The organism is Bradyrhizobium sp. YCK136 (genome assembly GCF_044570075.1).
GTDB lineage: Bacteria > Pseudomonadota > Alphaproteobacteria > Rhizobiales > Xanthobacteraceae > Bradyrhizobium > Bradyrhizobium diazoefficiens.
The window spans coordinates 1,779,055-1,792,129 of the sequence record NZ_CP172424.1 but is presented as its reverse complement, the minus strand read 5'-3'; the positions used below and the strand labels follow the sequence as shown (position 1 = coordinate 1,792,129).

Below are 13,075 nucleotides of genomic sequence, written 5' to 3'. Positions count from 1 at the left end.
TTTTAATGCGACAAGACCGACGCGAGAAATGTCCGCTAAGCTGCCTGAGCCGACACGGTTTCCAATGACACAAACAGAACATCGCGCTCCTTTTCGCCTGCCTGAAAAGTTAACTCATCTCCTGGCGAGCCCTGCGACAGCGCCTGTCCAAGTGGCGAGGACAACATCAGATAGCCATTGATCGGATCATCCGCGATGTCGCTTATTGTGAGAAATTCCGGCCGCGACGGTTCCACGTCGAGATACCGGATGACGACGCGGTCGCCAGGAGCTAATCGGTACTCCGGTTCAGCGTCATTCGATGTGGGATCGAGTTCAGCTCGAAAGGCTGCTACCGAGATCGTCCCGTTTACCTGCGTCGCTGCAAAATCGCCTGACGTTTCTGCAGCAGGCGAAATGACACGATGCTCGGAATAACTTCGATTGACCGGTTCGAGTCCGAACGGCTTAATCTGCATACGATCGAGCGTCTGAATTAGATCGTCCATAACGCCTTGCTGATCGATCTGGTAATTGGAACCGAAGCAGCGCCAAAAGCTCCAACCTACGCGCTCCAGGATGCGCTGCCGGCGCATGTCGTCCGCCCAACGCTCCGGGCCGTGATACCTGTCGCCGTCGCATTCGACGGCAAGGCGCCTTCCACCTTCTCCCTCAACCACCATATCGATGGAAAACCCAACAGATCCGACTTGCGGAATGACGCGGTATCCCCGCTCGATAAGTGCCATAAACACAGCCCGCTCGAATTCAGACTGGCAGAGATCAATGAAGTCCAAGCTGGGATTGACGACGTTCGGCATCGGCTCGCGGAAGTGTCCGATAACCTTCGATTTCAGGTCTTTTGGATTTAGCTCTTCCTCTTTCACGGACCGCACAAGCACCATCCGATCCCGTGCCCGCGACAATGCCACATTGAACCGCTGTTGATACTGAATGGATGTCTGCGACTGTTTGCGGGCACGATCGGCAATCATTGAAATGAAGACGATGTCGCGCTCGTCTCCCTGGAGGGATGCACTGTCGCCGCACACAACGCGATGGCGCATCATGGCGGTTTCGCCGATGCGCTCCATCAGAAGTTTCTGAACATGCAGAGCCTGATCGGCACCGACAAGGGATATCACCCCGATTGACCGCGCCGGACCTTCGATCCTCGACGCTTGCTCGACGATCTTGGCAATCTCCTCGACGATGACCTCTGCCTCGCGCGGGTTAACCTTGGACTTTCCTCGACGCTGCCCATCCTCAACGTAGATATCGACCAACGGCGGGTCCAACCGCTCGCTCGGCTTTGGAATACGAAGCGGCACCAAGTCTTGATTATAAAACTGCATCGAAAAACGTATGATGGGCTCCACGCATCGAAAATGCTCCTTAAGCATCACGAACTTCGCCGGAAACATCACGCGCGCAAGATCATAAATCGAAGCCCCTGGTTCAACTTCTGTGCGGAAAGGAAATTCGCCAAGGAAATTATGTCGCAAACGCGCGATGTTCGCGATCGACAAGAAAGCCGAGCTGGGACTGATCTGGCGGTCGTCACCGACAACAAGCACCTTTTTGCCGCGCAACAGCGCAGGCAACTCGCGCGCATCGGACTGCGATGCTTCATCCAAGATCACGAGATCAAAACTGGCAAGCGTGGCGGGCAGCTGCTCGGAGACGCGCCACGTAGGCATAATCCAGCACGGTACCGCCTCGTAGCAATTCTGCATGGCTAGACGTGCGTTCTGGCGATGCAGTATGGCTCTCTGCCCGGTCCCGGCACCCAGACGCCGGATGATGTTGGCAAAACCTTGAAGGGCGGATTTGGCGGAGCCCTTCATTGTGGCGGCAAGATTGAAGAAGGTTCTTTCCTTAACAAGCGCGGCAAACCCGTCGCGAAGACCTTTTTCTATCTCCAACCGCTCCTGGTGAAGCTGGGCGAGATGACTGGTGGCTCCAATCTTTTCGAGGTAGGTCAACCGCGCCGCCCACTCCCACGCCTCCCGCCAGTCGTTCGGCGCTGTTGGATCTGTTGCTTCACTGGCAGGTTCGTTTCTTAGACGCTCGGCCCATGCTGGCACTCCCGCCTTCGAGAGCTCGTCACAGGTGTTGGTGATGCGATCGAAAAAAGGCTCTAATGCACGAACCTGACCTAGTTTAGAAAGGATACCCTGCCACACGCGCGTCAGTCGTTCGATATCGGCGTTCGGCTTTCCGACCAGTTCGGTTAAGATTTGCCGCGCAAATCCCGCCAGATCGGTATTGTTGCCGTCGAATTGTGCCACGGCTTCTGCAACGTTCTTCGCGACGACGGCCAGCCTCACCGACGAAGCGTGACGTGATAGTGCTTGAGAGAAGGCGGCAGTCGTCGTGGGATGCCGCAAAATCGTGCTTGCCTCATCGCGATTACCGAGGGCCACCGACAATTGCTTCGACATTTCGGCTATTTGGCTTGGTACGCCGGTCAGGCAGGCATGGAGCGTGTCGGAGAGGGCATCGAGTAGCAATACCGATTCTACCGCAAACGAAAGATGGCTTGGCGCTGATAGCTCCACCTTGAGCGTCTCCCAACGCGCCGAAAGGCTTGTCACCGCACCGCAGAACTCAATAAATAGTTGGACGTGCTGCCAATCGTTCGGCGTATTAGGTCGCAGGCCTGCAACTTTCACCGCTTCAATAGCGGGTTGATGGCTCTTGGTGCCGAAGGCCATCAGTCCAAACGGGTTCTTTCCGACGCTGAGGGTTGCCAAAATTTGAGACAACTGCTTCGCAGGCGGCAATTCCTTCGGGAGATGGACTGGCCTTGCAATAAATGGCGCGCGCTGCGCCACTAAATCGCGCGCATCGGCTAAAAATGCATGGGCGAGAGGTTCGAGTCGACCGGCCATTGCCGTTTGCCCGAGGATCGCCTCGGTCAACGCCCATGCCCAGGTTTGGTCCTGGAGAAAGGATATGCTCGATGCGAGGCGCTGCAGCCGCTCGCCAAGTTCGGCAGCCTTGTCGATGCCAAGCGTCGCAATTGCGCGCCGGGTTAAAGGTTCGGAAGCAGCATTTTCGGCTGTAAGGTCTTGTGCCGCAATCAAATCGAGATGCCAGGCACGCAAGGTCTCGGGATCTGGTAAGTTGGCGGGGCTAGGAAATTGTTCTCCCAAGTATTTGAGATCGCCTTTGAGCGTTCTGCGCGCCGTGAAAAGCGCGTCGATCTCGGCCAGGGTCACACCCGTTTCCGAAAACGAGCGCACAGGCCGATCCGAGAACCATGTATAACGCGCCTTGTCCTCAATCACCCGTTTGGCGGCCTCAAATGGCAGTTCGGCAGAGCCAGGTATCGGCGAGAGATGTTGGGTCGCAATTTTTGTAAGTCGTACATCGATTTCGGTAAGGTGATTTCTATCCGCAACAATTTTGGCCTCAAGGTCTCGAATAATCTTCACCTGCCGCGAGCGGTTCATGTCGATCGTGTTGACTACCCCCAGCATAAGGCCGATCGCCTTCTCGACCTGCTTCATCCCCTCGCGTTCGGATGTTGTCACACTGATCGCAAGGTCGCGAACACCCTCGGGCAATTGATCTTGGATTACCCGTAGCGCCGTCTCCCCATGCGAAACGACAAGGACACGCCGCCCTGTCGCCAGCATGTGGCTAATGATGTTCGCGATGGTGTGCGTTTTTCCGGTGCCTGGCGGCCCCTGAACCACGAGCCCATCCGACTTCTCCAGGCGGCGAATGATTTCAACTTGCTCGTCGTTGAAAGGCTTGGGAAAGAACAGGTCGCCGTGATCCGGGTCAACCGGCCCCCCGTCCGCATCCAGTGGAACATCGCCAGCCGCACCCAAGCGGTCTCCCAACGGCTTGAACGTGTCGTCAATACCGTCGGTCGGACCCAGGACCAGCGTCCGAGTCGCACCTTCAATCTTAATCGGATTACCGCCCTCCGAAGACACTTCCTTTTTGAGACGTTCGATATCACGCAGAACCGAATTGTTCGACCGGCGACGCGCGTAGAGCACGTATCGGTCGCTCACCGTCAGATATTCTCCCTCGGGCTCCGGAACCGGCTCAGATGCCAGCAGCGGACGGTGATCGGGAAGAAACCGGCCTTCGGGGTCAAGCTGGCCACCGCAAATCTTGAGAATGGGCTCAAACGTTTCCGCGCGAAACGGAGAGATTCCTTCACTATCCGGCCCCTCCAAGGAACGAAGGCACCGCCGCGCCGCATCTTCCGCCAATACAAATCTTGCGCCGGCGAGCTTTTCGAACGGCCGGAGTTCGACACGCGTCACGCCGCTGCGCGGGCGAACGGTGATGTCGGCATTGCCGGTCTCGGCGATTTCAATTTCAACTCCGCATTCAATCATTGGAAGGTCGATGAGCTCGGAAAGGTGCTTCCATCGCGCCAGACCGATTCCCCACACCAACTCGATCGATTCACTGCCGCCAGACTGGAGTAATCTCTGTGCGATCTCGAAGAGCCGCTGATAAACGGCGATGGATCGCCTTCGCGGCTTCTCTACCTCGGACCAAAGCGACCAGGGGCCGGCACAGTATTGTTCAAGAGCGTCGCGAAGCGCGGGCCGATCTTCCAGACGCAACATAACATCGTAGAATTTCTGGTTGGGAGTATCTGATTTCTCCGTTTTTAGTGATGGGACGCAATCTTCCGGACGTGCTTCGCCGGTCGCTATTAGCCGCTGCTGTTCAGCCTCAGGCACGCGGACATGGATTGGATCATGTATAACCGGAACGCGAAGCGGATCGTTAGAGACGTCGATCCACTCCTTGCCGCCTTCGTCGAACGCCGGCGGCGTCGTGCGCTGCAGGCGTTGAACCCGCAACCAGATCGGGCCATCAGCGTCACTCGTATCGCACTGAATCGCGGGAAGCCCTGCGATTTCGTGTTGGTGAAGAGCGAACTGGGACCCATCGGCGAGTTTGTGCTGCGACAGTCGCATCGCAACGCGCTCATCCAACTTGACGAGCGCCTCGACGTAATCAAGCAAGCCCGTCAACCGCCGTGCGGCCAGTTCGTCTTCTACGTTTACTTGGGCGGGCACGGCGAGCGGGACCCCTAAAAGTTATGGACAGCTTTAGAGCGAATGGTTGCGGATTTTAAGCGCCCCTTCAACTGGTATAATCGTAGCACCACAACTCTCGCGAGGTCATTTTGCCCGCTAACCATCCACTTCCCGCATACCTCCCGCAAACAGCCGACGCCATTTAGTTGACACCGGGCACAGCCCAAACCTCACGCCGCCTCCCGAATTTCCAACGGGGCAGCACCGAGCCGGGTGAAAAGCCGCTTTCGGCAGGTCAGAACGATAATCTGCACTTTGTCGCCAGCGCGCATCAGGACATCGAACATGCTTTCAATGCGGTCGTCGTCTGAAAACGCGAGCGCGTCATCGAGGATGACCGTGGCCGGCCGGCCCTGCCCAAGCAGCAGCTCGGCGAACGCCAACCGCGTGAGGACGGCAAGCTGCTCCTTCGTACCGCCGCTCAGTACATCGAAATCCTCGCGTTGTCCCGCACGTTGAATCGCGGCGATACGCAAATCCTCGTCGAGAACAATATTGGCCCCTGGCAGGAGCATTTTCAGGTAGGGCTCTACACGGCTGATAACCGGCGTGAGATAGCGGGTCTTCGCCTCACCTTCGGCTGCTTCTAACGTCTCCGAAAGGAGCTTTAGGACAGCCGCCTCCTTCTCAAATTCGGCTACGGCGCTCGTGAGGCGATCACGTTCAGCCTCAGCGGCAAGAAGCATTTCTTCGACGCCAGCGCCTTCGTTAGCCTCGATCAGCGCGGTAAGGCGTGTCACCTCAATCCCGAGATTTGCGACCGACCGCTGGTGGTTGGCGGCGGCGCCTTCGAGCCGCTTAATTCGGGCGTCGATAGCCTCCACTGTTTCGCCCTGACCGCGCAGCTTCTCTGCCAACTGCTCATCCCTCGCAACGGCATCACGTTCAAGGCTCTCCGCGCTTGCTGTGAGCTGCTCGTCGCTGGCGCCGGCACGTCCAGCTGCTAGGTCCGCCTTCTTGGTCTCGATCGTGCCGTTCAACCCAGCAAGGCGTTCGCGCGCGCTCAGGAGTTTTTTGTCGGCCTGGGCGAGAGCGTCCTGAGGCCCTGCCAATTCAGCCTCAGCTGTCTCGATTTCGGCAGCAAACCGCGCGCCTTCTGTATGATTATTGGCAATGTCGCTTGTCAAATCATCTTCGCCGGGAATTTCCGCAAGTCCGCACTTTTCCATCTCAACTCTGAGCCGCCCGCGCAACTCGCCCAGATGGCCCTTGAGAGCCTCTAGCCCGGCCGCCAGCTTCTTGGTCCGATTTCCGGGAGCAAGATTTGCCAGCTCCTTGCCGACGTCTGCGGAACGCCGCAGATATTCCTTGCGCTGGGCCGCCGCCGTGCGCGCGGCGGCTAAATCCATGACGCCTGCAGTCTCCAAAGCGGCTTTGACTTCCTCATGGGCCGCGTCCCGGCGTGCGACCAAGGCGGCGCGATCTTTGATTTGAGGCTCTACCGTGATCGCCCCCACGTCTTGAATGGTGATTACTGTCTTGCCAAGGATTGGGAGCGATGTTGCGGATGCATCGAGCGCTTTGCCGTCTAAGGCAACACTCGGCAGCGCGCTTTCCTCCAGGGCGAATGAAACGGTGGTCGCAACCGCGTTCGCGGCTGCATCTGCGGCCGATAGCTCCGTAACGGCCTCCTCGATCCTCGTTACGGCGGCATCGGTCGTCGCAATGGCGCCGATCAATTCCGAAAGATTCCCCGCCTCGCACTCAAGCGAAGCAGCCTTATCGAGGGTCAGCTGGTGCTGGATGATTTCCGCATTCAGCGAGACAATGGCACGGATACGCTCTAGATTCCGCGCTCGTTCGGCGTTCCGGCTTGTTTTACTGCGAAGATCGGAGAGCTTGGCTTCGCCGGTATCGACGGAGGCCTGGGCGTCGGCCTTCGCGGCAACAGCGCCGGCGCTTGCCGTATTCAGATCGCTAAGTTGCAATTTGAGCGATTCCAGTTCTGCAACGGCTTTGGCACGATCATCAACCGATCTTCGGACTTGTGTTGCGCGTTCGCGCGCGAGCTTGGACGCGTCCGTTGCACTTCGAAGTTCGGCAGCGTGCGTCGCGGCAACCGTGCGCTTAGTCCGTTCTGCCTCGACCTCCCTGCGGTGCGCCGCGTCGTCCCAGCTATCCGTTTCCTGCTTAAGCTCGCGCTTATTTCGCGCAAGATCTTCCATCAACTGAAACACGGACTGCCGCTTCGCTTCAAGGTCGGCCGTCTCCTGCTTGCTCTCGGCAAGCCGATCCATTGCGTCTTTGAACTTCCCGCGCGGTCCTTTCGAACTCCGTAGTGTTTCAAGGGCGTCTTTGATGGCTTTCGGAATTTTCTGGCCTCGCGTTCCACCTGTCACAAGGCCTACCTGCGCTTCCAGGCAGCCTTGCATGGTGCGCTGGCCATGCTCGTCAAGCGCCGCATCGCCGAAGGATTGTCCCTGCTGAACCCAAAGCGTTCCCCAGATACCAGGCTCGCCGCCGCTGCGACTGCCAGCAAAGCCGAGAAGGCGCTGCAATTCCGCCTCCGCTGCGTCGTCCTCGAACAGCCGGCCATCCGAACAGGTCAAGGTTGACTTACCAGCTTGTCCCGCGAAGCGCTTGTGAATGGTCCAGCTCTTGCCGTCAATGTCGAAGGCGAGCTTCACTTCGGGCACGGTGCCGTTGACGAAGTGGCGAAACGCCTTGACGTGCGCAGCCGTCGACTTGGCCTTTTCGAAGATGGCGCCGTTGATGGCTTTCAGCAGGGTCGATTTGCCCAACTCGTTTCGCCCCACCAAGACATTGACGTTGTCGCCAATGTTGTCGACGCGGAAGGTTCCGACAAATTTGCAGAAGTTGGTAAGCTCAATCGATCGGATCTTCATGACCGTGTCCCCTGACGAAGGTGCTCGATGTAAAGACGCTTGAGAGCAAGGGCGGCAAGCGGCGCCTGGCCTTGATCGGACAAGACCGCCGCAATGGCCTTGAGGCGGTCTGCTGCCACACGTACAAAGCCGGCGTGATCGATCTCATCGAGATCCTGGTCGGTCGGATTGAGAACAAGGCCGGCCTCGTCAAAGCGCAGGCCACGAAGCGCAGCCCCGACGCTCTGGAGGATTTGTTCCTCAAATTTCTTACGGCCGGCGAGAGACACTGCACCCGTAACCCGGAGATCGACGACAATTTTGCTGAGGTCTGAATCGAGCGCACGAAGCTCGCTTTCGAGCAAATCCACTTGTGCATCTTCGGTCAGCACCTTCTCGACCTTGTGCCATTGGTAACGGCCTGTCGGGATCGGCGAGACCACCGGCAATGCATTTGAACCGTTGACCTCGACAAGAAGCGCCGAACCGCCGTTGCAGTGCGAGGATACGGGATTTGGCGGAAGCTTGAACTGGTCGGCCTCGGGCGTGCCGCTATACCAACAACGGTCGTTCACCCGCATCTGCCGATGCCAGTCACCCATTGCAAGGTAAGAGAGGCCCGCGCTGTCTGCGCGGCTTGGCGCCACGTAGTTGCTGGCTTCACCCTCAGATCCAAAGCCTTGAATGGAGCCGTGCGCCATGCCGATACGGATTGCGCCTTCCGGCGTGGCCTCCTTATCCATATAGGCCGTGAGATCGTCCGCGCTCGATGTGAAACGAAGGGGCGCAGGCAACACAAAGACAGGAGCGCCACCCTCGTCCGCGATCTGTACCGCACCCGCCTGCGTATGCACGGTCACATTCGAGGGGAGCTGCATGCGGAGAATCCGATCCCATAGTCCGTTGTCACGGAAGTGATCGTGGTTTCCTGGCATGAGATGCCATTGAACGCTTTTGAACGCGCGCATGTTCTCAATGGCCCGTGCCAGGGTCTGTTGAGACATCTGTTGCTTTTCGTAAATGTCGCCGGAAATGAGGACCGCCGTCGCGCCGGATTTAACCGCTGCCTCCCCAAGGGTCCGAACGACGGCCTGACGCGCATCCTGCAGGGCGCTCGCAACCTCCGGCTCGAAATAGCCAAAAACCTTGCCGATCTGGAGATCGGATGAATGGATGAATTTCATAGTAGACGCCCTTCCCCTTAATTCTCGCTAGAGTAGAGAGCAATGCGCTCCTCGTCTAGCGGGAAGCCCAGTTATGCCCATTTCGTTTTGGTCTTCTGCGAACCGGTTCTTCTCAGTGAAAGGGTGAACGCCCGCCGAAGCGGGCGTCCAGGCTTAGGCGTATTGGCTGAGCAACCAGGTGACGGCTTTGCCGTCGTAGGGTGGCATCCGGTTGCCCTTCGCGATGGGTGCGGTCGTGCTCGGGGAGCCGTCGACCTTCCAAACACCGCTCTCCGGGCATACTTCTCCGGTGCGGGCCTTCGTGCCAATCGGGGCACGTTTTGCTGTAGCAGTACTCATGTCTTACTTTCCTCATAGGTTGGCAGGTCGTCCCGGCTAGGCACGCCTTGACAGGCCCGGCGGCCACTAAATCCGCCGTAAGGCATGGCCCTGCGCCTGCCTTCAAAGGGTCAATCGATGGGAAGAAGGCCGACCGGTAAGTCCGGCGGAGCTACAAGGAAAAGTTTTTTTCGAGTACGCCGTCGGGCACGGGGCCACAGATGAAAAAAGCAGGGCACCGGGGACAGGTGCGCGCGGTTTCCTTCCGTGGAAGCAGCCCTGCGCGGATTTCAGCGATAAACTCCTCGGCGGTCGCACGCCGATTGTTTAAGACCCGGTCCGACATGGTTACCGCGCCAATCGTGCCGTCACCGAGATGGACGAACTCAACGGTACATCCCGGAAAGGCCTCGTACGCTGCGAGCGTAAAGACGCCCGCAGAAATGTTCTCAAAATCCTTGGAGCCGGCATGGCCGGTCCGGATCGCCCGAACATGCTTCCGGCCGTTCGGTGCCGTAAGCACCTCGTCGGGACGAACAATGACCTCACTGGCGCCAACGCGAAAGCGCATCTCGGTGGGTATGGCGCGGGCGTAGCCAGTGCGGGAAGATACAAAGAAATCAATCAATTGCTTGGCAATTCGGCGATAATCTTCTGAATAGCCATGGTCCGTGAGCCGCCGCGAATCCCATGCCTCAGTAAGGCGAGCATCAAGCTCAGCGGCGGACGGCGTGAGGGTTGGATCCGCGGTCAACCATTCGACGAGCGACCGAACGGCATTGTGCATCTGCATGAACGGGGTTTCGGTTCGCCTTCCACCGATCTCAAGAATATGCGTATAGAAGAAGCGGCGAGGACACCGCTGGAACAAGGCGAGCTGGTGATCCGTGAGTACAATCCCAGCTGGGAAACTGAGGTGAACGGGAGCGGCATCTGCATCTGCGGGAACTGCCTGGCGCGGGTGAACGTGCCCGCTGACGATTGTCGACCCGAGCCGAGCCAGAAACTCGGAAGGATCGCGCCGCCGCCCGTTCTTAGCCTTGGTCGGCGAATACAGAAGAAGGCGGTCTCTCGCCCGGGACATCGCAACAAAGAATAAGCACTCTTGTTCTTCGACGTGACCCTTCCTCAGAATATCGACGGCGGAGCCCGACAAACCTTCAATCATGCCATCCGGAGGTATGCACCCGCGCATCTGGTTGGGCGAACGCGGAATTGTATCAGCATTCATACCCGGAAGGTGGACAGCGCGAAACTCCAGGCCCTTGCTCCCGTGAATCGTCATTACACGGAGAGCATCGATGCTCTGTGCGGCCGCCGGCAGCTCCCGGAGATCCCGCTCATCAGCGAGCAAAACAAGTCGGCGTATCCTGTCGAGAAGACGCGAAATCGGAAGCCCGGCTGCCGCCGGCTGTGCCCGGACAAAATTCATGAATTGCCAGATCGCTACACCCCGCGCACGGACCGCGACATCGTCAGAATTCGCAATTGCAGCCGCAAACCGCGTGCGATCGAGGAGAATCGTCGATACCACATGCCAAGGGGGTGACGCATGGCCGAACCCGTTCAGAACATCTCGCAGCCGCGTCAACGCAGGGGTCGCATCTGCGGAGACGCTGCTCAACGGTGCACCTTCCCTCAGCCAAGAGAGCGGCTCACCCTCAAATTCCCTTAAGTGGGCGATAACCGCTGCGGTAGCCGCCAACGAAAGCCGGAATTCCGGTATTGTCCCCACACGCGCAAGGCCCATCGCGCGTCGGTCGATCAGCAGCGAGAGTAGAGAGAGCAGCTGTTGAATTTCGTCTCGCTCAAAGAGACTGCCAAGGAACAGCAACGGGATTCCCATACTCTCCAGCTCGGCCGCCATTCGTCCAAGGCGCTCATTACCTGTACAGAGCAGGGCTTGGTCTCGATAGGAAATCCCTGCAGCCCGCTGAGTTTCGATGGCTTCGGCAATGGCCGCGACTTCGTCCGGAGCCATGTCGACGGCGGAGTACTTCGGTTTCACACCGGACGGACCGCGCTCCGCCTTCAATTTCACGTCTGCGCCCGCCGCCGCCTTCATGCCATGCTCCGCAAACGCGACAAACGCGTTCACGATCTCTTCGGTCGACCGGTAGTTCACTTTGAGGCGGCCGGTTTGACCACCTGGGAAATCCTTAGTGGCAAACCGCGCAATATTGACAGACGACGCGCCCCGGAAGCGATAAATGGACTGCTTGGCATCGCCGACGACCCAGAGGTTTGTCCCGTCCCCGCACAGAGCTTTAAGAAGGCGCACACTGGCCCGATTCACGTCTTGGAATTCATCAACCAGAACATAGCGATGGCGAGCGCGGAGTTGCGCACGCACCTCCTCATCCGTTTCAATCAGTCCTACCGGCAGCGCGACGAGATCGCCGAAATCAAGGCACTGACGCTCAATTTTCAACGCTTCGTATGCTGCATAAACCTTGGCGACCTCCTGACATTTTTCAGCCGCCTCTCTCGTCTCACCCGGTGCTGCAGTTTCCCACATGGCATCGGCAAGCTCGGCGTAACGCTCCGGTGATGTTACCTCATCTTTCGCACGCGAAATCGCAGCGAGGATGTCGCTTAGCGCAAGCGACGGGTCCCATACATCGCGATAGTGTTTCAAATCCAAGCGCGGAAACTGATCGGCCAGCTCGTCGATGGCAAACTGCGGATAGGCTCATGGAAATAGGCCTTTAAATGGGCCTGAATTTCCGCCCGTTTCGCCAGAAAAGGCCTGCTGAGACAAATTCAAAAAAGGTGTGGAAATCGCCTTGCACCGCCCTCTCAATGGCGAGGTCGGCGATGCGAGTTCATGTTTAGGGCAACTGCTCGATTGTCCGATTAGTCTTCGGGGATAGGATCTATGAGCACTTTGTGCTCATAGCGGGCTGAGAAGAGCCACAAGATTGCTCGGTCTTCGCTGGACTTCGAGGCGAACTGGAGCGTCACTGTCTCCGTCATCCACGGAACAGAGGCGATGAACCGCATCACCGCAGAGACGTCGATCAAGGCCATCCTGGCCGAAATTAATCATCGGACGCAGAAGGCCGCGCGGATCGCAACGGCCGCGCAAGCGTGCGCCGACCTCGGCAGCGTCGACGAGGCGGTGACCATGTCGATGGAGATCGAGCAAATTTTATGCGAGGCCGGTCGGCTGCAGGATGCCGCCTCACTGCTCAATCGATTGTCCCGGTCATCTTAATCGTCCTCCGGGCGGTTGGCTTGGGATCTTGCCCCACGGCGGGAATAACCGCTTGTGGGGCTGGGGTGGTGCGGCGGACAGAGCCGCGCAAACCTCACGAGAGCCCGATGACCAAGCCCAAATCGAAGACCAAAATCTTCACCCGCTCGACTCCTCGCGCAACGCGCAAAGCAAAGTCTGGCACGCGTTCTGCTACAAAACCTTCGAAATCAGCAGTGCGGGCCGACACCAAACAGGCTCAGATTATTGCTCTGCTGCGAACACCTGCGGGCGCCACCATTGCATCCCTGGCTGCCGCCACACACTGGCAACAACATTCGGTGCGGGGCTTCCTTGCTGGCGTTATCCGCAAGAAGCTCGGACTGCATCTTGTCTCTGAAACGAGCGCGACGGGCCGCATCTATCGCCTCACGGAGGGCAAGGCCGTGGCGGCGCCGGTCAAGAGAAATGTCAGCGGGGCTGCGTGATGCA

7 protein-coding genes are annotated in these 13,075 nt (G+C 58.3%); 2 read left to right on the top strand and 5 right to left on the bottom strand.

Features of this window, described 5'->3' with window-relative positions:
- Positions 1-35: 35 nt before the first annotated feature.
- The 5 genes from ACFLEY_RS08425 to ACFLEY_RS08405 all read right to left on the bottom strand — a co-directional run bounded on the left by ACFLEY_RS08425 (position 36) and on the right by ACFLEY_RS08405 (position 12,031).
- Positions 36-5,039 carry an AAA domain-containing protein gene (locus ACFLEY_RS08425; protein WP_211434404.1) on the bottom strand — a complete coding sequence of 1,668 codons (5,004 nt, stop codon included), beginning with the start codon at positions 5,037-5,039 and terminating at the stop codon, positions 36-38.
- 191 nt (positions 5,040-5,230) lie between these two features.
- The gene (locus ACFLEY_RS08420) at positions 5,231-7,906 is read right to left on the bottom strand and encodes an AAA family ATPase (RefSeq protein ID WP_249163477.1); all 2,676 of its coding nucleotides are present in this window, start codon (positions 7,904-7,906) and stop codon (positions 5,231-5,233) included.
- Positions 7,903-9,069, bottom strand: coding sequence for an exonuclease SbcCD subunit D (locus ACFLEY_RS08415; protein WP_396604597.1), 1,167 nt, complete (start codon positions 9,067-9,069; stop codon positions 7,903-7,905). The genes ACFLEY_RS08420 and ACFLEY_RS08415 overlap by 4 nt, the downstream gene beginning before the upstream one ends.
- 153 nt (positions 9,070-9,222) lie before the next feature.
- Positions 9,223-9,408, bottom strand: a complete 186-nt coding sequence (locus ACFLEY_RS08410) for a hypothetical protein (RefSeq protein WP_396604596.1) — start codon at positions 9,406-9,408, stop codon at positions 9,223-9,225.
- Positions 9,409-9,559: 151 nt separating this feature from the next.
- On the bottom strand, positions 9,560-12,031 hold the full coding sequence (locus ACFLEY_RS08405; protein ID WP_396604595.1) for a UvrD-helicase domain-containing protein: 2,472 nt from the start codon (positions 12,029-12,031) through the stop codon (positions 9,560-9,562).
- A gap of 348 nt (positions 12,032-12,379) precedes the next feature.
- On the opposite strand from ACFLEY_RS08405, the gene ACFLEY_RS08400 reads away from it, so the two are divergent.
- Positions 12,380-12,604 (top strand): hypothetical protein, encoded by a 225-nt coding sequence (locus tag ACFLEY_RS08400; protein ID WP_211434361.1) that lies wholly within the window; start codon positions 12,380-12,382, stop codon positions 12,602-12,604.
- Positions 12,605-12,711: 107 nt separating this feature from the next.
- Positions 12,712-13,071, top strand: coding sequence for a DUF3489 domain-containing protein (locus tag ACFLEY_RS08395; RefSeq protein WP_211434362.1), 360 nt, complete (start codon positions 12,712-12,714; stop codon positions 13,069-13,071).
- Positions 13,072-13,075 lie beyond the last annotated feature (4 nt).

Coding starts and splice junctions, on each gene's coding strand:
- ACFLEY_RS08420 (WP_249163477.1), bottom strand. CDS start 7,906: ATGAAGATCCGATCGATTGAGCTTACCAACTTCTGCAAATTTGTCGGA.
- ACFLEY_RS08415 (WP_396604597.1), bottom strand. CDS start 9,069: ATGAAATTCATCCATTCATCCGATCTCCAGATCGGCAAGGTTTTTGGC.
- ACFLEY_RS08410 (WP_396604596.1), bottom strand. CDS start 9,408: ATGAGTACTGCTACAGCAAAACGTGCCCCGATTGGCACGAAGGCCCGC.
- ACFLEY_RS08400 (WP_211434361.1), top strand. CDS start 12,380: ATGAACCGCATCACCGCAGAGACGTCGATCAAGGCCATCCTGGCCGAA.
- ACFLEY_RS08395 (WP_211434362.1), top strand. CDS start 12,712: ATGACCAAGCCCAAATCGAAGACCAAAATCTTCACCCGCTCGACTCCT.